The organism is Paenibacillus sp. FSL H3-0321 (assembly GCF_038002865.1).
Lineage (GTDB): Bacteria > Bacillota > Bacilli > Paenibacillales > Paenibacillaceae > Paenibacillus_AQ.
In genome coordinates this window covers 7,066,566-7,089,118 of the sequence record NZ_JBBODH010000001.1, presented here as the reverse complement: position 1 = coordinate 7,089,118, position 22,553 = coordinate 7,066,566, and the positions used below count along the sequence as shown (strand labels likewise).

The 22,553-nt window shown below is 50.8% G+C and carries 22 protein-coding genes; 12 read left to right on the top strand and 10 right to left on the bottom strand.

Features of this window, described 5'->3' with window-relative positions; all coding sequences use genetic code 11:
* Positions 1-59 precede the first annotated feature (59 nt).
* Positions 60-158 carry a dihydroorotate dehydrogenase gene (locus tag MHI45_RS31210; protein WP_144024380.1) on the top strand — a complete coding sequence of 33 codons (99 nt, stop codon included), beginning with the start codon at positions 60-62 and terminating at the stop codon, positions 156-158.
* Positions 159-254: 96 nt separating this feature from the next.
* Here the strand turns inward: MHI45_RS31210 and MHI45_RS31205 are convergent, their stop codons facing one another.
* Positions 255-1,901 carry a DEAD/DEAH box helicase gene (locus MHI45_RS31205; protein ID WP_340899152.1) on the bottom strand — a complete coding sequence of 549 codons (1,647 nt, stop codon included), beginning with the start codon at positions 1,899-1,901 and terminating at the stop codon, positions 255-257.
* 317 nt (positions 1,902-2,218) lie between these two features.
* Here MHI45_RS31205 and MHI45_RS31200 point away from each other — a divergent pair, with 317 nt between their 5' ends.
* The 4 genes from MHI45_RS31200 (at position 2,219) to MHI45_RS31185 (ending at position 6,410) form a co-directional block, all read left to right on the top strand.
* Complete coding sequence (locus tag MHI45_RS31200; protein WP_340899153.1) at positions 2,219-3,052, top strand: YitT family protein; 834 nt, start codon at positions 2,219-2,221, stop codon at positions 3,050-3,052.
* A gap of 161 nt (positions 3,053-3,213) precedes the next feature.
* Positions 3,214-3,408, top strand: coding sequence for a hypothetical protein (locus tag MHI45_RS31195; RefSeq protein WP_038589654.1), 195 nt, complete (start codon positions 3,214-3,216; stop codon positions 3,406-3,408).
* A gap of 237 nt (positions 3,409-3,645) precedes the next feature.
* Complete coding sequence (locus MHI45_RS31190; RefSeq protein ID WP_341118574.1) at positions 3,646-4,902, top strand: putative glycoside hydrolase; 1,257 nt, start codon at positions 3,646-3,648, stop codon at positions 4,900-4,902.
* A 140-nt stretch (positions 4,903-5,042) separates the two neighbouring features.
* Positions 5,043-6,410, top strand: a complete 1,368-nt coding sequence (locus tag MHI45_RS31185; protein WP_341118573.1) for an MATE family efflux transporter — start codon at positions 5,043-5,045, stop codon at positions 6,408-6,410.
* Positions 6,411-6,517: 107 nt separating this feature from the next.
* On the opposite strand, the gene MHI45_RS31180 is transcribed toward MHI45_RS31185, so the two are convergent.
* The 4 genes from MHI45_RS31180 to MHI45_RS31165 form a co-directional block, all read right to left on the bottom strand.
* Complete coding sequence (locus tag MHI45_RS31180) at positions 6,518-6,778, bottom strand: metal-sensitive transcriptional regulator (protein ID WP_038589645.1); 261 nt, start codon at positions 6,776-6,778, stop codon at positions 6,518-6,520.
* A gap of 14 nt (positions 6,779-6,792) precedes the next feature.
* Complete coding sequence (locus MHI45_RS31175) at positions 6,793-9,276, bottom strand: CoA-disulfide reductase (protein ID WP_341118572.1); 2,484 nt, start codon at positions 9,274-9,276, stop codon at positions 6,793-6,795.
* A gap of 127 nt (positions 9,277-9,403) precedes the next feature.
* Positions 9,404-10,375 (bottom strand): 6-phosphofructokinase, encoded by a 972-nt coding sequence (gene pfkA / locus MHI45_RS31170; RefSeq protein WP_038589639.1) that lies wholly within the window; start codon positions 10,373-10,375, stop codon positions 9,404-9,406.
* Between the two features lie 66 nt (positions 10,376-10,441).
* On the bottom strand, positions 10,442-11,524 hold the full coding sequence (locus tag MHI45_RS31165; protein ID WP_038599341.1) for a tetraprenyl-beta-curcumene synthase family protein: 1,083 nt from the start codon (positions 11,522-11,524) through the stop codon (positions 10,442-10,444).
* A gap of 192 nt (positions 11,525-11,716) precedes the next feature.
* On the opposite strand from MHI45_RS31165, the gene MHI45_RS31160 reads away from it, so the two are divergent.
* Complete coding sequence (locus tag MHI45_RS31160) at positions 11,717-12,994, top strand: MFS transporter (RefSeq protein WP_341118571.1); 1,278 nt, start codon at positions 11,717-11,719, stop codon at positions 12,992-12,994.
* Positions 12,995-13,181: 187 nt separating this feature from the next.
* Here MHI45_RS31160 and MHI45_RS31155 read toward each other — a convergent pair whose 3' ends face one another.
* Positions 13,182-13,379, bottom strand: coding sequence for a cold shock domain-containing protein (locus MHI45_RS31155; protein WP_019911834.1), 198 nt, complete (start codon positions 13,377-13,379; stop codon positions 13,182-13,184).
* 172 nt (positions 13,380-13,551) lie between these two features.
* On the opposite strand from MHI45_RS31155, the gene MHI45_RS31150 reads away from it, so the two are divergent.
* The 6 genes from MHI45_RS31150 to MHI45_RS31125 all read left to right on the top strand — a co-directional run bounded on the left by MHI45_RS31150 (position 13,552) and on the right by MHI45_RS31125 (position 18,264).
* The gene (locus MHI45_RS31150; protein ID WP_036702226.1) at positions 13,552-13,785 is read left to right on the top strand and encodes a hypothetical protein; all 234 of its coding nucleotides are present in this window, start codon (positions 13,552-13,554) and stop codon (positions 13,783-13,785) included.
* Positions 13,786-13,791: 6 nt separating this feature from the next.
* Entirely contained in the window at positions 13,792-13,962 is a 171-nt protein-coding gene (locus MHI45_RS31145; RefSeq protein WP_341118570.1) for a hypothetical protein, read from the top strand.
* A gap of 209 nt (positions 13,963-14,171) precedes the next feature.
* The gene (gene pepF / locus MHI45_RS31140; RefSeq protein ID WP_341119137.1) at positions 14,172-15,962 is read left to right on the top strand and encodes an oligoendopeptidase F; all 1,791 of its coding nucleotides are present in this window, start codon (positions 14,172-14,174) and stop codon (positions 15,960-15,962) included.
* Between the two features lie 83 nt (positions 15,963-16,045).
* Positions 16,046-16,366: a LapA family protein gene (locus MHI45_RS31135; RefSeq protein ID WP_341118569.1), complete on the top strand. Its 321-nt coding sequence runs from the start codon at positions 16,046-16,048 to the stop codon at positions 16,364-16,366.
* A 37-nt stretch (positions 16,367-16,403) separates the two neighbouring features.
* The gene (locus MHI45_RS31130; RefSeq protein WP_341091855.1) at positions 16,404-17,447 is read left to right on the top strand and encodes a M42 family metallopeptidase; all 1,044 of its coding nucleotides are present in this window, start codon (positions 16,404-16,406) and stop codon (positions 17,445-17,447) included.
* Positions 17,431-18,264, top strand: coding sequence for a hypothetical protein (locus MHI45_RS31125; RefSeq protein WP_341118568.1), 834 nt, complete (start codon positions 17,431-17,433; stop codon positions 18,262-18,264). Before MHI45_RS31130 ends, MHI45_RS31125 begins: the two co-directional genes overlap by 17 nt.
* Positions 18,265-18,353: 89 nt before the next feature.
* Here MHI45_RS31125 and MHI45_RS31120 read toward each other — a convergent pair whose 3' ends face one another.
* The 4 genes from MHI45_RS31120 to MHI45_RS31105 form a co-directional block, all read right to left on the bottom strand.
* The gene (locus tag MHI45_RS31120) at positions 18,354-18,833 is read right to left on the bottom strand and encodes a DL-endopeptidase inhibitor IseA family protein (protein ID WP_341118566.1); all 480 of its coding nucleotides are present in this window, start codon (positions 18,831-18,833) and stop codon (positions 18,354-18,356) included.
* Between the two features lie 201 nt (positions 18,834-19,034).
* Entirely contained in the window at positions 19,035-20,975 is a 1,941-nt protein-coding gene (locus MHI45_RS31115) for an ABC-F family ATP-binding cassette domain-containing protein (protein ID WP_341118564.1), read from the bottom strand.
* Positions 20,976-21,045: 70 nt separating this feature from the next.
* Positions 21,046-21,639: a TetR/AcrR family transcriptional regulator gene (locus MHI45_RS31110; protein WP_341118563.1), complete on the bottom strand. Its 594-nt coding sequence runs from the start codon at positions 21,637-21,639 to the stop codon at positions 21,046-21,048.
* A 47-nt stretch (positions 21,640-21,686) separates the two neighbouring features.
* On the bottom strand, positions 21,687-22,493 hold the full coding sequence (locus MHI45_RS31105) for a DUF92 domain-containing protein (RefSeq protein ID WP_341118561.1): 807 nt from the start codon (positions 22,491-22,493) through the stop codon (positions 21,687-21,689).
* Between the last annotated feature and the right edge of the window lie 60 nt (positions 22,494-22,553).

Sequence of the window (22,553 nt, the reverse complement as noted above, 5' to 3'; positions counted from 1 at the left end):
CGTCCATATATTAGGAACGTAACCATTACAATCACCTTAATTCAAAGGAGGTTTTACCTATGTCCTCACCAGTTGGCTGCAACGTCTGGACTTCCACAGGCACTATCCTCGTTCTGTTCATCCTGCTCGTTATTATCACCCGTACTTTTGTTATCTAAGGCATGAAACACAAAGCCTAAATATGTTCAATTGTACAAAAAGAAGACGAGAACCGTTAACCGGTACTCGTCTTCTTCCATTATTGCCGGTGCTGCTTAAATGTCGTAATCTTCGCGTTTAGCCGGACGAGTACTTGTGCTGCTTGGACGCGCCGATGGTTTGCGGTCGGCACTGCTGTCGCGGTTGCCTTTGTAACCGCCGCTGCTGCTGTTGCTGCCGTAGCCGCTGCTGTAACCACCACGGGTTGTGCTGCCGCTGCTACTGTCGCGGTTGCCTTTATAGCCGCCGCCATAGCTGCTGCCGCTATCACGGTTGCCTTTATAGCCACCGCCTGTGCCGGAACCAGTGCGGTTGCCGCCATAGCCGCCATTAGGCTTGCGGCCGCTGCGGATGTCATTCTTGCCGCCGCGGCGTTTTGCGCGGATCGGATCTTCCGGTGTCAATTCAACCTGTGTATCCTTGTTGTCGCCGGTAAGCAATTTCATTGCTGCGGAGAGCAGTTGTACAGAATCATATTGCTCCAGCAATTGAATCGCGATGCCTTTGTATTCGTTCAGCTCGCCGCCTTCTTCAACCATTGCCAGCAGACGTTCTGCAGTGATGCGTTGTTTGCCTTCAATTGCCTCAGCCATTGTTGGCAGCGGTTTGCGGGTAATCCGGTGACGGGTTACACGCTCGATCAGATGAAGGTGGTCCATTTCACGCGGAGTCACGAATGACCACGCTGTTCCTTCTTTACCTGCACGGCCTGTACGGCCGATACGGTGTACATAACTTTCCGGATCTTGCGGAAGGTCAAAGTTGATAACATGTGTTACACCGGAAACGTCGAGTCCGCGCGCCGCTACGTCAGTAGCTACCAGCACATCAATGCTGCCGTCACGGAATTTACGCATAACCGCATCACGCTGGTTCTGGGACAAGTCGCCATGCAATCCGTCAGCGGAATATCCGCGTTTCTGGAGGCCTTCGGCAAGCTCGTCAACCCGGCGTTTGGTACGTCCGAAGACGATTGCCAAATCTGGGGATTCCATATCGATCAGACGGCTCAGTGCTTCAAACTTCTGGCGCTCAGGAACTTCGATATAGGCTTGGTCAATCAATGGAGCGCTGATTTGTTTTGGAATTACGGAAACATGTTGCGGGTTCTTCAGGAACTGTTGGGCGAGACGTTGAATGTTAGGAGGCATTGTTGCTGAGAACAACATGGTTTGACGTTCTTCCGGCACGAGCTTGAGGATCGTCTGGATGTCTTCCATGAAGCCCATATCCAGCATTTCATCAGCTTCATCCAATACGATGGTCTGCACATCATCAAGACGGATCGTCTTGCGGTTGATGTGATCCAGAAGGCGTCCAGGTGTTCCGATAATGATCTGTGGTTTCTTCTTCAATCCGCGGATTTGACGGCCGATATCCTGTCCGCCGTAAATAGCCAGTGAACGCAGACCCTTGAAGCGGGTCAGTTTGCCGATTTCTTCAGCAACCTGAATCGCAAGCTCACGGGTTGGCGTCATAATTAGCGCCAGGATTTTTTCTTCTTCCCGAGCAATTTTGGAGATGAGGGGAATACCGAAAGCGGCTGTTTTGCCCGTACCGGTCTGTGCCTGGCCGATCAAGTCTGCTCCAGTCAGCGCGAGCGGGATTGCCTGCTCCTGAATGGGTGTTGCTTCCTCAAATCCTAGCTCTGTGATTGCTTGAAGTACTTTTGGCTCCAAGCCGAATTCTGCGAATGTTTTCAAATTATTCATGCTCCTTCTATACAGTGGACATTCCACATGCTTGTCTGTATTCTTAAGTAGCGGTAAACACATTTATAGGCTGTCCAAACATGCCGTAATCTCTGCATGGTTTACGCGTATTGGGACGAAAAAATGTCCTATGATCAAGCTTGGTTATTTAGCCTGAACAATTGTAGCTTCACATCCGAAGCAATGCAAAAGTACCATTGTAACGTTCTACTCAAGAATATCCTATACATTATATCACAAACCCGATCAGGAATACCAGTGTATTCCTTACTTTCATTACTTACATTACACGTCAGAGGTGAATTTGCTTGTTACGACTAAGACAACTAGGAAATTACCTTGCCATCATCCTGGGTTCGGCGATGATAGCAAGCGGCTTCAACCTGTTCTTAATCCCCCACCGGCTGCTAAGCGGAGGGGTATCCGGTGTGGCAATGTTAGTGGGTTATTTCACACCCCTTAACATCAGTCTGCTATATCTGCTCTTCAATGTGCCGCTGCTTGTGGCAGGGTGGTTTCAGCTCGGGCGCAGATTTATTATTCTCAGCATTGTATCCGTAGGGGCCACAACTTGGCTAATGACGCTGGTACCGCAGACAGCTGTAGCGTCGGATATGCTTCTTGCCTCCGTTTTCGGCGGAGTGCTGGTAGGTGTCGGCAGCGGTATTTCCTTCCGGGTTGGAGGATCTACGGGCGGCTTTGACATTATCGGCTCCATTATTACGCGCTACCGCGACTTCCCGATCGGGAATGTGCTTGTAGGGCTGAATGGTATTGTCATTCTGGCCGCCGCCTATTTTGACGACAATTGGAATTTAGCTCTTGCGTCGATGGTCTCCATTTATGTAACCGGAAAGGTCGTTGACCTGATTCACATCAGTCATGTTAAAGTGACTGTCTATATCGTAACCACAAGGACAGACGAACTGCTTCAGCAGCTTCTGGGCCTGCAACGCGGGGTCACAAAGATCAAAACAGAGGGCGCTTATTCTCATGTTGAACGGGACATGCTAATGACAGTGACTACCCGCTACGAGCTCGCAGAGCTTAAAAGAATCATTAGATCCAGCGATCCCCAGGCTTTTGTGAACATTGTGGAAACCGTTGGAGTCATGGGTTCCTTCCGCAAAAGATCACATTGAAAGAAATGCGCATAAATTAAAACTGTGATATATTATACTCACGCAGGACCCTTACAATTTCATGAAGATTGGGATTTACCCCTCTTTTTTCCGGCACTTCGTTTTACGGGTGTACCCTGAATTCAATTCAGTACCATTCGAAAAAGGAAAGGGTGATTTTTATGGAAATGGAAACGGTAAAACTGTCAGCAATCGTCATGAGGTGGTATCCTGATATGATGCCGTTTCTCAAGCAGAATGAATTGAATTCCGTAATCGTTCTGCGTGACGGTCTGAGTATTCTGGAACCGGCAGATGCCATGGATATCATCCATTACAGCATTTGCGAGCATCAGAATTCTGCGTATCTTCAGTGAGTAAAACGTTTCGAAGCAATCTTCATAGTTGCCGCTTGGGGTTCGGCTATGTGCCGGGTCCGGGCGGCATTTACTTTTTAACAGGACCGTTTAAAATCTGTACATCCCGTTTATAAACAACAAGAGCGGTTATTTTTAACAGCCAAAAATTACAGGGATTGTTACAAGTCTGTTCTTTTTGGCAGCTGCCGTTCCTTTATACTTTAAGGGAATGTACATAAAGGGAGAGAATAGCAAATGAACATCACCTGGGCATTACTGATGATGGCCCTGGGAGGCGTTGGCGTGCCGCATGGCGGACACGACTCTGACGTGACGGCTGCATTACAGTCCGCCACCAATCCCCCCATCATCGCAGAGCACAGCAGCAATCCAAACGGAGCATCGGCATCACCAAACGCCACAGGCGGCACCAATTCCCCTACTCCGGTTACAAGCGCTTCACCCGGAAATGAAGCAGGAGGTACTGACGGCGCGATTCTTGCCGATCCGCAGCCGGATGCCCCCAAGGTTAAAGGTATTTATGTGACAGCCTACAGTGCAGGCGGAGCACGGATGGAAACGCTGCTTAACCTGCTTGATAAAACGGAATTAAATTCCATGGTCATCGATATTAAGGATGATGCGGGATATATTACCTACAAGACAGACAATGCTGAACTTCAGAAGCTGGGTCATCCCCAGCCGTTCATCGGTGATATCAACAAGCTGATGACCCGCCTAAAGGAGCATGACGTATATCCGATTGCCCGGATCGTAGTCTTTAAGGACTCTGTTCTCGCCAAGAAGAAGCCGGAAATGTCATTCGTAAATACAAATGGCACAGTCTGGAGCAATAAAGGCGGAGACAGCTTCGTCAATCCCTATAATGAAGATGTATGGAAATACAATGTAGACATCGCCAAGGAAGCCGCCAAATTGGGCTTCAAGGAAATCCAGTTCGATTACGTCCGTTTCCCGGAAGGCTTCGAGAAACGTGCTGATACTCTTAAATATACCAAGAACGACAGACCACGTGTGGAGATCATTGGCGACTTCGTTAAATACGCCAAAGCAGAGCTAAATCCGCTGGGCGTACGGGTATCAGTTGATATTTTCGGATACGCCGCTTCTGTTCCCGCTGCGGAAGGCATAGGCCAGGATTTCGTGAAAATATCGAAGAATGTGGACGTTATCAGCCCGATGGTATACCCAAGCCATTATTCAACAGGATGGTTCGATGTGAAAGACCCTGACAAAGACCCTTACGCAACCATTAAGGGTTCCATGGTCGATACACATAAGAAGCTCGACCCTCTGGGAAGCTACAAACCGGTTATCCGCCCCTGGATTCAGGACTTCACCGCAAGCTGGCTTGGAAGCGGCCATTATGTGAAATACGGCAAGACGCAGGTGGAAGACCAGATCCGGGCTTTGAAAGACGAGAAAGTGGATGAATTCCTCCTCTGGAATGCTAACAACCGTTACACTTCGGGTGTAGATTACGAGAAATAATGAATACAGCAATTATCCTTGATGAAATCAATCAGCAAATATAAGCCAAGGACCCGGCGCCCTGCCGGGTCTTTTACTGATAATATAAGGATTTATAGGTTACACACTTTTATAAAATTTAGATGACGAGGCACAAACCGATGATACATACTACTTCTCTTAAACAAAAGGCAAGCCAATTCCTGCATATTTTATTTCCTATTCTTGTTACGCAGATTGCGTTGTCAGCTATTACTTTCTTTGATACCAATATGTCCGGCAAATTCGGCACGAATGATCTGGCCGGCGTAGCCATCGGCACCAGCTTATGGATCCCGATTCAAACCGGGCTTAGCGGTATACTCATGGGTATAACACCGATTGTGTCCAATTTAATAGGCAACCGCCGGGATAAAGATGTCGCTTATCAGGTGACCCAGGGCATCTGGCTCTCACTGATTGTTTCTCTGCTCGTCCTCGTGATCGGCGGTTTCGCTCTGTCGCCTGTTCTTGATTTTATGAATCTGGAGCCGCAAGTACGGAATATCGCTTTCCGCTTCCTGTGCGCCATTTCCTTCGGCATCATCCCTCTGTTCGGCTATACGGTAGTCCGCAGCTGTATCGATGCATTAGGGCAGACAAGAGTTTCGATGTTCATCACGCTAATGGCTTTACCTGTCAATGTTGGGCTGAACTATCTGCTTATCTTCGGAAATTTCGGTTTCCCGCGCCTTGGGGGAGTCGGAGCCGGGGTCGCATCGGCTATCACCTACTGGGTGATCTTCGGAATTGCCCTGACCTTCATTTACCGCTCCGAGCCCTTCAAAAGCCTGCAGCTGTTCCGCAAGTTCTACGCCATATCGCTGAGCAGCTTCAAAGAGCTGCTTAAGATCGGCGTGCCTATCGGATTTTCCATCTTTTTTGAAACGGCGGTTTTCTCGGCAGTAACACTGCTCATGAGCCGGTTCGACACAGTAACCATTGCAGCTCATCAGGCGGCGATTAACTTCGCCTCCACCCTGTACATGATTCCGCTCAGCATCTGCATGAGCCTGACGATTCTCGTCGGCTTTGAGAACGGGTCCGGCAGGCAGAAGGATGCCCGCCAATACGGCATTATGGGCATCGCCTCAGCCGCCGTGCTGTCGCTGCTGACTGCTCTCGTCCTCTTGTTCGCCGGCGATTCGGTTGCCGGACTTTATTCCGACGAACCCGAGGTCATCTCCCTGATTCAGCACTTTTTGATTTACGCGATCTTCTTCCAGATCTCCGATGCCATTGCCACGCCGACGCAAGGTGTGCTGCGGGGCTATAAGGATGTAAACCCGGCATTCATCATTTGCTTCGCCGCCTATTGGGTAATCGGCCTGCCTACAGGCTATGTCCTGGCGACTTATACCGATATGGGCGCCTACGGCTACTGGGTTGGACTGATTACCGGTCTGGCGATTGGAGCCATTCTGCTGCTGACGCGGCTAGTCAAAGTCCAGCGGCGGTTTGCTTTGGCCACCGGGGTTGGAGAACAATAATGGCTATGAGCAGCACAGCTTCTTCGGCACCATGCCGAAGAAGTGTGATGTTCTCGCAGTTAATTAAAAAGGAACAGCGCGCTCATCCGCAGCTGTTCCTTTTTGAATTAACGACTTTTCACAAGCATCTCGACTGCTTCCTTAATCACTTTATCCGGTGAATTGCCCTGCTCCAGTTCCTCCTGAATGCATTGCTCCAGATTAGCGCCGATAACAGCACCCACAGTGCGGTCTACAGCTGTTCTTATTGCCGTCAGCTGGGTCACAATCTCCCGGCAATCCTGCCCTTCCTCCAGCATGCCCAGCACACCACGCACCTGGCCCTCAATACGCTTCAATCTGTTTTTGATGCCTTTATCATATTCCATACATCCCACATCCTTTAGATAAACAAGTTCACACCCGAATCCTCAGCGGCTCCCAGATAACTGGCTACCCCGCCAAAATCAACGCCAGCCATTAATTCTTCCTGTTTGATGCCCATGATGTCCATACTCATCGTGCAGGCAATGATCTTTACACCGGCATTCAGCGCACCCTGCATCAGCTGTTCCAGAGAGTCCACATTTTTCCGTTTCATTGCATGCCGTATCAGCCTTGCACCCAGCCCGCCCATGTTCATTCTGGACAACGGCAGCTTTGTGGTACCTTGAGGCATCATCATTCCGAACATTTTGTCCAACCCTTTTTTCTTAACCGGAGAAGCATTTCTCTGACGCAGAACATTCAATCCCCAGAAGGTAAAGAACATGGTCACCTGCTTGCCCATCGCTGCCGCACCGGAGGCAATAATGAAGGAAGCAATCGTCTTGTCCAGATCACCGCTGAACACGATCATCGTCGTACCCTCCTTGGCTTCAGAAGGCACTGCTGGCAAGGCTTCTCCCGTCACCCTGTTTAACCCTTTACGTACAAGAGCCTTCACTTTCCCTTCCGACACATCCACCGACTCCAGTGTATTCTGCGTCTTGAGGCACCACTGCTTAATATCTGCGGCAAAACCGAAATCCGTAGCAGCAATCTCCAGCTGCTGTCCTACCTGCATGGACTTTACAGTCTCATATACTTTGAGTATAGGGCCCGGACACTGTAGTCCGCAAGCATCCAGCAACAGCAGCTGCTCCCCGCTGCCGCTTTGTGCCCTGTCATCTAAAGAATCCGGAGAAGTTGGTAAATGGGCTGCCATATCTGCGCTGCTCTCCTCTGGCGGCAGGATATCCTTCATTGCCATTACAGCATACGTTTTGTATCCACCATCAACATTCTTCACGCTGTACCCATGCTGACTCAGCATTCTTGCAGCAATATAGCCTCTAAGCCCTACCTGGCAGGATACCGCGATCTCCTGATCACCAGGAATCTCGGCAAGCCGGTTTCTCAGTTCGGACAGTGGAATGTTCACTGAGCCGGGAATGGAACCTGCCAGCCGTTCCACCTCGTCCCTGACGTCGATAATCAGTCCGCCCTTGGCGGAGAAAGCATCCACCTCATGCCACTGCAGATTGCTGACTAATCCATCCACAACATTGGAAGCGGCATACCCGGCCATATTGACGGGGTCCTTAGCTGAAGAATATGGCGGTGCATAAGCCAGCTCTATATCTGCGAGCTCGTTCACTTTCAGCTTTCCGCGAATAGCAGTGGCAATGACATCAATCCGCTTGTCAGCACCGTCTGCCCCCACAGCCTGTGCTCCGTATATATCACCATTGTCGGGATTGAACAGCAGCTTCATGGCAATCGGGGATGCCCCGGGGTAATAACCCGCATGTGAATTGGGATGGATATGAATGGCCTCATAAGGGACACCGAGAGCTGTGAGCGTCTTCTCATTGTTCCCGGTAACTGCTGAGGTCAGGTTAAAGGTCTTAATGATTGCCGTTCCCAAAGCTCCATCATAGGAGATGGCGTGACCGTTGATATGATCTGCCGCTAGACGGCCTTGCCGGTTCGCTCCCCATGCCAGAGAAACCATGGTGGCAAATCCATGATTGCGGTCCTTGACCTCAATGGCGTCACCGATGGCATAAATATCGGGATCGCTGGTCTGCAGGGTAGAACTGACCTTAACCGCGCCGCGGATTCCCAGCTCTAGACCGCTGTGGCGGGCAAGCTCATTCTCTGGAGTGACTCCAATTGCCATAATGATCATCTCGGTCCTGATCACGTCTCCAGAAGAAAGGCGCAGCATTCCGCCCTGTTGCTCAAAAGCCTCCACCCCCTCATTCAGCCTTATTTCCACGCCGTGCATCCGGAGATGCTCTTCCACAGGTTTGGCCATTTCCGGGTCCAGCGGATTGAGAAGCTGTTCACCCCGGTCAATAATCGTCACCTCAAGTCCACGTTCACGTAGGTTCTCCGCCATTTCCAGCCCAATAAAACCTCCGCCGATAACCGTGGCATGCTTAGGACGCATACTGTCTACAAAAGATTTAATCCGGTCCGTATCCGGGATATTTCTTAAGGTGAATACATTCTTGGCCTCGGAGAGACCCGGAATATCAGGCACAATGGGTCTGGCTCCCGGGGACAGAATCAGGAGGTCATATGGAATCTCCCCCGTCTCACCCGTGCGGACATCACGGTAATGAACAAGTTTATGCTGGCGTACAATTTCCGTTACTTCAGTAAGCACACGAACATCTATGTTAAATCGTTCCTTGATACCCTTGGGCGTCTGAAGAAACAGCTTATCACGGGAATCAATTGTTTCACCAATATAATAAGGCAGTCCGCAGTTGGCAAACGATACATGCTCCCCGCGTTCGAACAGGATGATCTCATCCTGTTCATTCAGTCTCCGCAGCCTTGCAGCAGCTGTCGCTCCACCGGCAACGCCACCAATAATAATGATTGTTTTACCCATATTCTTATCCTCCTTATGATTATACCCCATAGGGTATATAATATACGGGTGGGGGTATATTGTCAAACACAAAAAACCGCCTATCACTAGGCGGCTTGTGAAGCAGCATTTGCTGCTCTCTTGTATTCTATTGGGAAAGACGGGAAGCCAGCTCGTACAATTCCGTATCGAAATCTTTCTTCGTATTCACCACAGTATCGATATCGGTAAGCGTCAGCTCGCCTTTAATAATGCCGCAGCCTTTATCCGATTCACCTTCGAGCAGTTTGCGAACAGCAAAGTCACCCAAACGGCTTGCCAGATTGCGGTCGCCTGGAGTCGGAGTACCTCCGCGCTGAATATGACCCAGAACCGTTACGCGGGCATCCAGTGAAGCATGGCGGTCTTTCAACGCTTGTGCAACGTCTTCACCCTTGCCTACGCCTTCAGCGACAATAACGATACTGTGGCGTTTGCCTCTGGCAAAGTTGTCACGCATCCGGTCAGCCACCTCGTTGAGGTCATAAGGCATTTCCGGTACGAGAATGGTTTCGGCTCCGGAAGCCAGGCCTGCATGAAGAGCAATATCTCCGCAGTGGCGTCCCATAACTTCTACAATGGAGGAACGCTCATGCGAGGACATCGTGTCACGAAGCTTGTTAATGGCATCTACAACTACCCCTACTGCTGTATCAAAGCCAATCGTGTAGTCCGTGAAAGAAATGTCATTATCAATCGTACCCGGCAAAGCCATTGTCTTAATTCCCAGCTTGCTGAGCTTGTTAGCCCCTTTGTAAGAGCCGTCACCACCGATAACTACAAGGCCGTCGATGCCCATTTCGTTCAGGATGTCCGCACCTTTCTGCTGACCTTCAGGCTTCACGAATTCCAGACATCGCGCAGACTGCAGAATGGTACCTCCACGTTGAATAATATCGCCTACACTGCGCAGATCCATCGGGAAAATGTCCCGGTTCAGCAGACCCTGATAGCCGCGCTGGATACCATACACTTCAACCCCGTAAAAAATTGCGCTGCGCACTACCGCGCGAACAGCAGCGTTCATGCCCTGTGAGTCTCCTCCACTGGTCAATACTGCGATTTTTTTAACATTAGTCATCCTGTTTGTTCCTCCTTAAAATTGTGCGGTGCCCATCCCTTATAGAGGGAATGCGCTCCACGACATCTAATACATGTGTTTGCGGATCCAGCGGCTGTTCACAAAAAAGAACAGTCTGGTCAGCGGGCTCTTTCTCATCAGACGCTTCGATACCGTGCGAACCTCCCGCTGTTCGCTGACTTTCGGATCGGATAAATAAAGTGCCAGAAGCCCCTCGATCACCATGCGGTGCATGGAGGTCTCGGGAAGATTACGGACATCCTTACGGGCCCACTCCACGATGGAAGCGATCCGGTTCAGCATAGTATCTGAATTGTCATAATAATTGCAGAAATTAAGATCACCGCCGGCCCGGTCTTCATCCTGATCGATCAGGTAATCCAACATAATGTGCAATCCGCAAAGATGCGGAAAATACGCAGCACGAATCGAAACCGATGCCGATTTAGTCAGCTTGGGGTCGCAAGAGGCCAGAAAAAGCATAAATACACCCAGCGTGGAACCTGTTGCTGCTGCAAACTCATTCCATTGAAGATGCGGAGCACGCTTTCCCTCTTTCGCCCACCACTCCTTCAGGGCATCTTCCCTGAGTTCGGGGCTTATGTGCTTATAAACCTGCAAATCCGTATACAGTACAGCCAGATCATGGATCTCCGCGACCGCCGAAGCATACCCGGGCAAAAGCGCGGTCATCTCCTGACATTTGCGGACCAGCCTGTACAAATATCCGCCGTCATTCTGCTCGCTGCGCAGCGCATAATAATTAACAGGCTCTGCACCGGGGGTAATTGCGTCCAGCATGGATTGATGCAGCAGCCTGAAATCGGCAGGATCCAGCGAAGTACTGCGATCACATAAGTTGTCCAGATAATCACTGATCGTTTGATATGCGACAATTAACGGAATCAATATATGTCTCATTGATAAATTACCGGCGGCATAAATCCCGCCGCCTTCACAATGAAACTGCTTCGTCTCAATACTGGCAAGCGCTTGCTTGCGGAGCTCGGGATCGGGAATCCCTTCCGCATCCTGGCGCCAGAAGCCCAGACATTCCCGCACTTCCGGCAGCACGTACTTGTAGACCCTGTTCATAAGCCCAATAGGGCCCCGCGGGCTAAGGTAACGGCCTTGCTCAAATTCACTCAATGACAGTGCCTCCACATTGTTGTCTCCTTATCCAAATCATCATTATTATAATATCATCAACGTATTTGTACAAACAACAAAATCACTTTCGCAAAAGGTTGAAAGATTCAGAAATACCTCAATTTTAACAAACATGCCGACTTTTCTTTATGCTATACTATCCGTATTTGATATTCGGAGGAGTGCAACTTCATGTATTCAGGACGGACCGGCGGCCGGTACAGCGATCAGAACTGGCTGCGATCCTTTATGTTCACACTCTACGGTACAAGTGTGCTGGTAGTTTCGTATTTCCCGCTATTCTATACCCATCTGGGCTTCAGCAGCCCTCAGGTCGGACTGATATATTCTGTCGGACCGCTGATCTCCATTCTTTCCAATCTGTTCTGGAGCATGGTCAGCGACCGGCTGGGCACGATCAAAAAGATCATGGCTATCCTCCTGGCAGGTCAACTGGTAACTGCAATAATGCTGGCGAGAGCCACCGGCTTTACAAGTGTTATGCTTATTATTTCCCTTTTCTATTTCTTCTATTACCCGGTTTTTCCGCTAGCAGACACTATGGCCATCAAAATAGCGCAGCGCCACGGGCGCAACTTCATCGCCATACGCGTGTTCGGCTCTCTCGGGTATTCCTTCTTCGCGCTCGCCATCGGCTACGTTCTGCGGGCCTTAGGTCCTTCCTACAGCATTACCGTCTGTCTAGTTATCATTGCTGCCGCACTCCTTATCACCTTCGGGCTGAAGGATGCCAAGCGGAATGATGAAGCAACCGGGAGCAGTGCCAGCTCTGGAGAGCCCCCTGTCAAGAGCGGCGGACTTAAAGAAATTTTACTGCAAAAGGAAGTGCTGTGGTTCTTCGGCTGTGTATTCGTACTCGCCCTCGGCCACAGAATGAATGAAGCTTTTCTGACGCTCAGCCTGAAAGGCATGAATGCCGGTGATGAAGTCATCGGCTGGGCACTGCTCGCTTCGGCACTAAGCGAAATCCCTGTCTTCTTTTTGCTCAGCAAATATGGAGAAAGATTCAAAGAGCTGCCGCTGCTCGCGATTGGCAGCCTTATGTATGCCTTGCGCTTTCTGCTTATGTCGCTGGCCGATGTTCCCGGGGCCATTATCGCTATTCAGGCGATGCACAGCATTTCGTTCGGAATTTTTTATGTGACGGCCGTCCGGTACATTACACGGATCATTCCCGACCATCTGCGTGCAACAGGACTCGCTCTCTTCACGGTGGTGTGGTCCAGCGCCTCCGGCCTGCTAAGCGGCACATTCGGAGGCCTGATTTTTCAGGACGCCGGACGCGAAGTTTTTTACCTGGTGGCCACGGGCTTTTCACTGCTCGCCTTCATGGGGTTTCTCGGCAAGCATCTCGTTGATGTTGGAGGAGGCCCCGGACGTTATTTTAACCGTAAAATAAAACCTGCCGCCAGCAAGCCGCCGGATTCGCCCTTCCCGCCGGCTCAATAAAACAAGAGACCTTACTGCCCAGACTATAGCAGGTAAGGTCTCTTCTCTATAATAAAAAACCCATATAAAAAAACACAGTTCCCGAAAGAACTGTGTGTCTTGTAAGTTGATGGTTACCACTCTTGCAAGTGCTTTGCCATAAATCAAATATATATTGCGGCTGACAGCTGAACTGTCCGGCCGTTTCTTATAATTTAACTACGTTAGCTGCTTGAGGACCACGGTTACCGTCAGTGATATCGAATTCAACTGCTTGACCTTCGTCCAAAGTCTTGAAACCGTCGCCTTGAATTGCTGAGAAGTGAACGAATACATCTTCGCCGCCTTCTACTTGAAGGAAACCATAACCTTTTTCTGCATTAAACCATTTTACTGTACCTTTCAAATGAACAACCTCCTAAAAATACCGCCATATATGGCGTATGCTTACATTATAACCCAACTATTCCTGCAAAGCAATCCATCAATTTCCTATATTAGTGATTTCATTTGCTTTTCCCTTCCCCGGTGCGTTATCATTGAGCCAAAAGCCAAAAATCGCCAGGGTGGTAATGATAATGATCAAAAAACATGAAATATACAAAACAGACAAGTGGAACATGATGACTGTCGAGGTTCAGGGACGCTACATTATTCTCCGTGAAATTTCTGATCAATGGGGAGAAGAAACGCATACCTTTATGAGCCGTCCGGCCATGATGCAATGGGTTAACAACCGGTTCAACAAAGAATCCTATAAAGATAATGAAGAAGAATACAAGAATATCATCGCTGCCTTCAAGCAGGTATAACCGGACATGGATAACGAGAATCTCGTAATATATGTAATCGTTGTTCTATGCCTTGGAGCTGTGCTGATTATGGGCAAGGACAAGATGCCGCCGCGTATGAAGCGCGGCATGGCCCTGACTGCCGTAATCCTGATTGCCTTAGCTTTTGTCTTCATTATTTATAGCTTGTTGGCATAACTTCTGTAAATTGTGCTTAAGCGTTAATAATCAGAATTTGGCAGGGCATACTAAGCTGACTTTAAGATCTAGGAGGCTGCAGTATGTCCTTTCGCGCCAAATCTCTGCCGCTTCTGCTTGCGCTCTGCCTGCTGCCGGGCAACTATTCCGCTTCAGCTGCGCCGCAGAAGATTATGCCTACTACATCCCATCATTCAAGGAGGATTTCTATGGAACAATTATTGAAGAGAAGTGAAGTGCCCGCCGAGAACCGCTGGAAGCTTGAAGATATGTTTGCTTCACAGAAGGAATGGGATGCAGAATACGCTGAAGTTAAAGAGCTGATCAAGAAAACGGCTGATTTCCAGGGAAAGCTTGATTCTTCCGACAAGCTGAAGGCCTGCTTCGAGCTCGATGATCAGCTGTCGCTGCTGACTGAACGCCTCTATGTATATGCGCATATGCGTCAGGATGAAGATACGGCTGCCCCAACCTATCAGGCACTTACCCAAAAAGCGAAAAAGCTTAGTGTCGAAGCCGGAGAAGCGCTCTCTTTTGTAACACCGGAGATTCTGTCCCTGCCGGATGAGACTTTGGACCGGTTCATTGCTGATCCTTCCTTATCGGCTTACACATTCACTTTGACGGAAATGAAGCGTGAAAAAGCGCATGTCCTGTCCAAAGCAGAAGAAGCCCTGCTCGCCCAGGTCGGCAATATCTCCCAGGCACCGCAGACGATCTTCAGCATGCTGAACAATGCGGACCTGAAGTTCCCCAAGGTCAAGAATGAAGAAGGCAAGGAAGTAGAGCTGACACACGGCAGCTATATCCAGTTCCTGGAGAGCCCTGACCGCGAAGTGCGGCGGAATGCTTTTAAGGCAGTCTATGAAACTTATGGCAAGCAAAAAAACACCATTGCCTCCACCCTTAGCGCAAATGTGAATAAGAACGTATTCTACTCACGTGTGCGCAAGTATCCGTCCGTTCTGGAAATGTCGCTGTACGGTGACAACATTCCAAAAGAGGTATATACCAACCTGATCGATACTATTCACGAAAGCCTGCCGCTGATGCACCGTTACATGAAGCTGCGCCAGAAGCTGCTCGGGGTTGACGAGTTACATATGTATGACCTGTTCGCTCCGCTTGTGGACGAATATAAGCTGGACATTACCTTTGAAGAAGCTAAGAAAATCACCAAAGAAGGCATGAAGCCTCTCGGCGAAGATTACCTGAGTGTGCTGCAGGAAGGCTATGACAATGGCTGGATCGATGTTTACGAGAATGAGAACAAACGCACCGGCGCCTACAGCTGGGGTTCCTACGGCACCCATCCTTATGTGCTGCTGAACCATAACGACAACCTGAACAGCATGTTCACGCTGGCGCATGAAATGGGCCACGCCCTTCACTCCTACTATTCGGACAATGCGCTGAAATACCGGGATGCACAGTATACCATTTTCCTTGCAGAAGTGGCTTCCACAACTAACGAAGCACTGCTGATGGATTATCTGCTGAACAAGTCGACCGATCCGAAGGAAAAAATGTACCTGCTTACCTATTATGCCGACCAGTTCCGGACTACAGTATTCCGGCAAACAATGTTCGCCGAGTTCGAGAAAATCATTCACCAGCGCGCGGAAGACGGCGAATCGCTTACTCCGCAGGATCTTTCGGCTGTGTACTATGACCTTAACGTCAAATACTACGGCAAAGACATGGTTGTGGACAAAGATATCGAAATGGAATGGGCACGGATTCCGCATTTCTACAACAGCTTCTATGTCTATAAATATGCTACCGGCTTCTCGGCTGCAACCAGCTTTGCGAAGCAGATTCTTGAAGAAGGCAAACCGGCAGTGGACCGCTACCTTGGCTTCCTGAAGAGCGGCGGCAGTGATTATTCGATCAACATTTTGTCCAAAGCCGGAGTAGATATGTCTTCTCCTGAACCGATCCGCGAAGCTATGAGCGTGTTCGAAAGTGTGATTGAGCAAATGGAACAGTTGACCAAATAAGGCAGAAAGCTTAGTATTACATTAATCCCTTGCCCTTTGCGGGCGAGGGATTTATATTGTCATACCGTCTAGGAGGAAATCATATGAAATTGCAATGGTCGCTTATTCTCGGTCTTTTCTTCGCTCTGCTTACTGCTGTGTTCGCAGTCATGAACGTCGATACGGTACCGGTTAATTTCGGTTTTGATGTTGTCAGCATCCCGCTCATTCTCGTCATTCTGGGCTGTGCGCTGATCGGTGGAGTCGTCGTCGGTTCTTACGGCATTTTCCGCCAGTATAAGCTGCAGAAGCAGATTAAAGGACTGACAGCAGAGCTGAACAAGCTGCGTGACGCAGGCAGTTCACTGGACTCTCTGGGTACACAGCATGACCCCCTTTCCACAGAACACACTACTCAACACTAGGTCTCTATTCCTTAATCATGAACAGGAGGGCTTAACCATGCTTACCATTCAGCCTAATGAAGATTATATTCTCTCTATTCTCAAAAAACTGCTGGATACTCCAAGCCCCAGCGGATTCACGGCCCAGGTCATGAATCTTGTGGCTGAAGAAGCAGCAGCCTTGAACGTGCCTTTAAGCTGGAACGAAAAAGGCGGCGTTATTCTGACCGTCCCCGGCCTTGATCCTTCGCGCACCATCGGTATCAGCGCCCATGTGGACACCTTAGGAGCTATGGTACGGTCCATTAAACCGAACGGCACACTTCGCCTCACTTCTGTCGGCGGATTTACCATGAGCAGTATTGAGAATGAATACTGCGTCATACATACCCGAACCGGGTTGACCTACACCGGCACCATTCTGACCAGCCATCCTTCGGTCCATGTCTATCCGGATGCGCGCGATTTCAAACGCGTTGAGGAGAATATGGAGATTCGCATCGACGAACTCGTCTCCACCAAGGATGACGTACTGAAGCTCGGCATTGGCGTCGGAGACTTTATCTCCTTTGATGCCCGCGCAGTGATTACGCCAAGCGGTTATATCAAATCCCGCCATCTGGACGACAAAGCCAGTGTGGCCGCTCTGCTGGGCCTGCTGGAAAGCATGAAACGCGAAGGCTGGAAGCCGCTGCACAATCTCTCCCTGCTGATCTCCAATTATGAAGAGGTCGGACACGGAACCGCCTGGATCCCCGGAGAAATTAACGAGTTCATCGCTGTCGATATGGGAGCGATGGGTGATGACCTGAGCTGCAAGGAGACCGATGTGTCTATCTGTGCAAAGGACTCCTCCGGCCCTTACGACTATGCCATGACCGGCCGCCTGATCGATCTGGCGAACAGTCTGGCCATTCCGTTCGCGGTAGATATCTATCCGCAGTACGGTTCCGATGCCTCCGCTGCGTTAAGAGGCGGCAACAATATCCGCGCCGCGCTGATCGGCCCGGGCGTGCATGCGTCACACTCCATGGAGCGCACGCACAAGCAGGCCGTGCTCAATACCGCTAAGCTGCTTGCCGCTTATGTCGGTACAAACTGAAACCGGCAGCAAGCTGCAGCGGATTTTACGGCGCAAACACTGGCTGATTGCCGTTGCGGTGCTGCTCATGCTTATCTTGATTACGGTGATAGCCATTATAATGGCTAAACCGGATACACAGCCTGCCGAGGTCTTTGACGGCCTCCCTCATGCCTACTCCTATCTGGAGGCCGAATCTTCGGGTAAGCTTCAGCTGCACATGATGTCGCTGACAGCGGAAGATATTGTCCTGCGTCCCGCCGGTGCCCCCTTACGGCAAATCGCCGCATATGGCATTAACGGCGGTTTCTTCTATGGGACCGATCTCCTGTCGATAGCCATCATGAATGATAATCCGTCGAGCGGAGCCCGGGGAGCTTACGGCTCCGGCTGGTTCAATGCCAAATACGCCCGCGGAACGATGGTTTGGGATGGCGCAAGCGGCAAGCTGTCGGTGCAGGTTGTTTCCTCCGGCGATGAACTGGAGGTCAGTGACCGCTCCAACTATTGGGCACAGGGCGGGATCAGCATGAATCTGCAGCATGAAGAGCTGTGGACGTTGTCTGCTGCCGCAGAACATCTTCCTAATGCTGATGAGCAGCGGATGCGCTCCGGCCTGGTCTACGATAGCGCGGGCAAGCTGTGGCTGATCGTCACTCCAACGCTCAGTACGGCGGAAGAGTTCCGCACAGCCGTACTGGAGCATGTCCCCGGAGAAGGAAGGGAAGGAATCTTCCTGGACGGTGACGGCTCCTCGCAGATGAACGCCGACGAGGCTGTATTAACCGGCGATTCGCGTCCGGTGGTGCAGATGATTGCCGTAGCCGGGGGCAAATAGACCGTTTAGCGAGTTAAAATATGAAGGCAGGCTCAGTCAGCGGAATCGGACTGAGCCTGTTTTTTTTTGCAAATCAATCTTAATCCAGTTTACCGGCAGGGTTGATACCTTGGATCACCGACCTTATTACTCCGGTCCAGAATCGTAAGCCGCTCCCCGGATCTGGCGATCAGGTAACGGATGATTTCAGTTCCTTCATCTGTATCTACGTCAAAGGACAGACTGGCCGTAACCTTAAGTCTAGTTGATGTACGACTCGTAACCCGAAGTCTCCGGGGATAGTATGGCAGGGGGCCTGTATCTCCTGCAATCACGTACAATCTTCCATTTCTTGTCACGGTCATCAGATTACAGAACATTCTATTGCTCAAAACAATACCCCAATATCTTCTGAAATAAGCTATCACCTTGGCTCTTGTACTGAATCTCAGCGGCAGCCGGTAATATTCCCTTCCGTCCACAATGATTACTCTGTTTGTATCAGCCGAGTAAAACACTTCAACCCAGACCGACTCCGCATTCTCTATAAACCTTTTCAATTCTTCGACAGACTGAGTTATTCTTGGCATAACATCCCTCCTCCCTATTACTGTATTACGCTAACAGCAATTGGAGCGGGTGATAGACTACATAGGTTAAGAGAATTTATCCTCTGTAAATGAAACAATAAACTTTCATAGCCGCATATCAAAAAGCAAGCCGACCTCCGTTAGCAACGGAAGTCGGCTTGCTGTGTATGTTCATCTTATTCTCTTACCTGATCCCTAATCTTAAGCTTTGCCGGCGATTCGCTCTGCCAGCTCGTTCAGATACGTCCAGCGCTCCATCAGGCGTTCCAGCTCTGCTTCGCCTTGCCGCTGCTGGTCTACAAGCTCCTGCAGCCGGCCAGAGTCGGCAAAAGCGGCTTCCATCTGCGCAGTGATATCTACCAGATGCTGCTCCGCCAGCTCAATTTGCTCGTCGATCCCCTCATATTCCCGCTGTTCCTTGAAGGTGAATTTCAGCTTCTCCCGGGCTGGAGGGGAGGTCTGTGCATTCTGGCTCTGCTCCGGGGCAGAGCTGCGTTTGCCCCCGCCCGCTGCTTCGTCTTTGCCATTATCACTGCGTACAGTAACGTTCTTCGCCAGCCACTCCTCATATTCACTGTAGTCACCGACATGCAGCCGGATCTGCCCGTTCTCAAAAGCGATCAGCTTATCCACCGTACGGTCCAGAAAATAACGGTCATGCGATACAGTGAACACTACGCCGGGAAATTCGTCCAGATAATCCTCCAGAACGGCGAGCGTCCCGATATCCAGGTCATTGGTCGGCTCGTCCAGCAGCAGCACGTTAGGCGCCCCCATCAGTACACGAAGCAGGTAGAGTCGTCTCTTCTCGCCGCCGGACAGCTTGGAGATGGGTGTCCACTGCATTGCCGGAGGGAACAGGAAACGCTCCAGCATCTGTCCGGCCGTTATGACGCTGCCGTCAGCGGTGCGGATGATCTCCGCCCCTTCCTTTACATATTCGATCGCCCGCATGGTGTCGTCCATATCTTGATGCTCTTGTGTAAAGTAACCCAGTTTGACCGTTGCACCCAGCTGAACCTCGCCGCTGTCCGGCTGAAGTTTGCCGGCAATCAGGTTAAGCAGTGTCGACTTGCCGCTGCCGTTCGGACCAACAATCCCTACACGGTCCTGCGGTACGGCGATATAGGTCAGATCTTTAATCAGTGTCCTGCCGTCCAGCGCTTTGGTAAGATCCTTCATTTCAATGATTTTGCGGCCCAGCCTGGTCGAAGCCACGGAAATATCCATTGCTCCAGCCGAAGCGCCGCCCTGGCTTTCCTTCAACTTCTCAAAGCGGTCGATTCGCGCTTTCTGCTTCGTGGACCGCGCTTTGGCTCCGCGGCGAATCCAGGCCAGCTCTGTGCGCAGCAGATTCTTGCGCTTCTGCTCAGCCGACGCTTCCCGCTCCTCACGGTCCGCTTTCAGCTCCAGGAACCGCGAGTAGTTCGCTTCATAACGGTACAAACGCCCTCCGTCCAGCTCCAGCATGACACTGGCTACCCGTTCCAGGAAGTAACGGTCATGCGTAACCATCAGCAGCGCTCCGCGCCGCTTCTGCAGATACTGCTCCAGCCATGCCACGGAGTCGGTATCAATATGGTTGGTCGGCTCATCCAGAATCAGCAGCTCGGAAGGGGTAATCAGGGCGGCCGCGAGTGCTACACGCTTGCGTTGTCCCCCCGAGAGCGTCTCCATCAAGGCGTCAAAACGGGTGATGCCGAGCTTCGTCAGCACGGTTTTGGCTTCACTCTCCAGATGCCAGGTTCCGGCGGCATCGATGGATTGCCCGATCCGTACCAGTCTGCCCTCCAGTCCGGCGTCGCCGGGATTCTTCTCCAGCAGGGCCATAATCTCCATATATTCACGCATGGTAGCAAGCTCAGGATCATCTCCTGCAAATACCTGCTGCAGCACGGTATTGCCTGGTTCATAGGGCGGATTCTGCGCCAAATACTGCACCCGCACACCGTTGCCGATTGCGATTTGTCCCTCGTCGGCGGTATCCAGCCCGGCGATGATTTTTAAAAAGGTCGATTTGCCTGTTCCGTTCACACCGATGACACCAATCTTGTCCCGGTCATCCATACCAAACGATGCATCACGGAACAAAATTTTCTCTCCATAACTTTTGGAAAGATGTTCCACGGTCATAATATTCATACGCTGTCCTCGCTTGCCTTATATTTTCATTACCGGATTTATGCTGCGTTTAGTTGAGCCTATTGGCCGTTTAGTAGCCATTCTCCGCATTCAAACTGCCGATTGCCCCGTGAATAAACAGCGCCGCAGCAAATTTTGCCCGCTTATACGCGTCCTCTTCCGTAAAGGAAGGTTGAAACAGAATATCCATCTTCAGCCGGTCCAGCATCCCGATATAGGATTGAGCCATCAGCTCCGGTTCGGAGGCCCCGCCTTCCAGGAGAACCTTCACCACGGCCTGCATATATTCCTCCATAAAAAGCGCCATATAGGCCACCAGCTCCGGGTTGTTGTTGGGAGCCCGGAAGAACAGCTTGGTATGCTGCTTGCGCTCGTAATAATACATCAGATGATGTTCGGCGATCACCGCCAGCTTCTCTGTTGGAGCTGTACAGTCCTCCAGCTTGTGCTCAAGCTGCTGCATGAAACCCTCGCAGTCGCGGCGGGTGACAGCCATAAACAGCTCTTCCTTGCTTTTAAAATACAAATAAACTGTACCCTTAGCGATTCCCGCATGTTCCGCCACTTTGGACATTTTCGTCTCGTAGAAACCTCCTGAACCGAAAAGCTCATAAGCGGCATCCAGAATGGCAGTATGCTTGTGATTTGCTGCAGCACTGCTCATCCGGTTCACCTCCTGACTACATGGCGCATTGCTGTATTGTTGACTTTCTAACTGGCTATAAAGCCGATCAGCAGCGCGGCAGCGCCGCCGATGACCGAACTGAGGGCATTGACCGCATCGTTGTCCATCCAGCGCCAGCCCCGGGCATACACCGTGGGCTGACCGCAATGCTGCGAGGCTTCCACTTCGCGGCCGCATTTGGTGCAGCGGTTCATCCGCTGCACCGTAGCGCCCAGGATCGAGTCGGCGAAAGCGCCGGCGAGACCGCCCACAAGTCCGGCGAGCGCAAGCCGCAGGAAGGAATGGTCCGGCATGCCGGAGGCCGCCCGGAGCGCCCAGGAGGCAACTCCAATGAAGGCTCCGCCTGCGGCGGCGGCCAGAGTGCCCGGCAGCGATACGCCGCCGGAGGTTCCTGCCTGGAGTATTTTGCCCGTGAGCACCGACCGCGGAGGTTTCTTGGAGAGCGTGCCAATTTCCGTGGCCCATGTATCCGAGGTCACGGTTGCCATTACGCCGATAAAGAGAAATCCCCAAATCTCCAGGGGATAAATGGCATTCAGCAGGACGAGCAGCATGCCCATTCCGCCGTTGGCAAACACTTGCCCGGCATCCCGGCGTCCTGTCTTGTCATACGTCAGCTCCAGTTCGGCCTTATTCTCATGATGAAGTTTGGATAACATACTGGAAGAGATGAAAAACAGCAGCAGGATACCGAACCAGAAGGAATTTCCGGCACCAAAATAAATGGTCCCCATAACAACCGCCGCCAGCATGCCGGACAAGCTCAGCGACTGTTTGGCATAAGCCGCTCCGGCGACCAGCAAAGCGCCGCAGGCACCGATCACCCATAACATAGATTCAACTCCGCTTCTGCAAGAATAAGCATCTTCCGCAGACGAATCTCCGGAAGACGA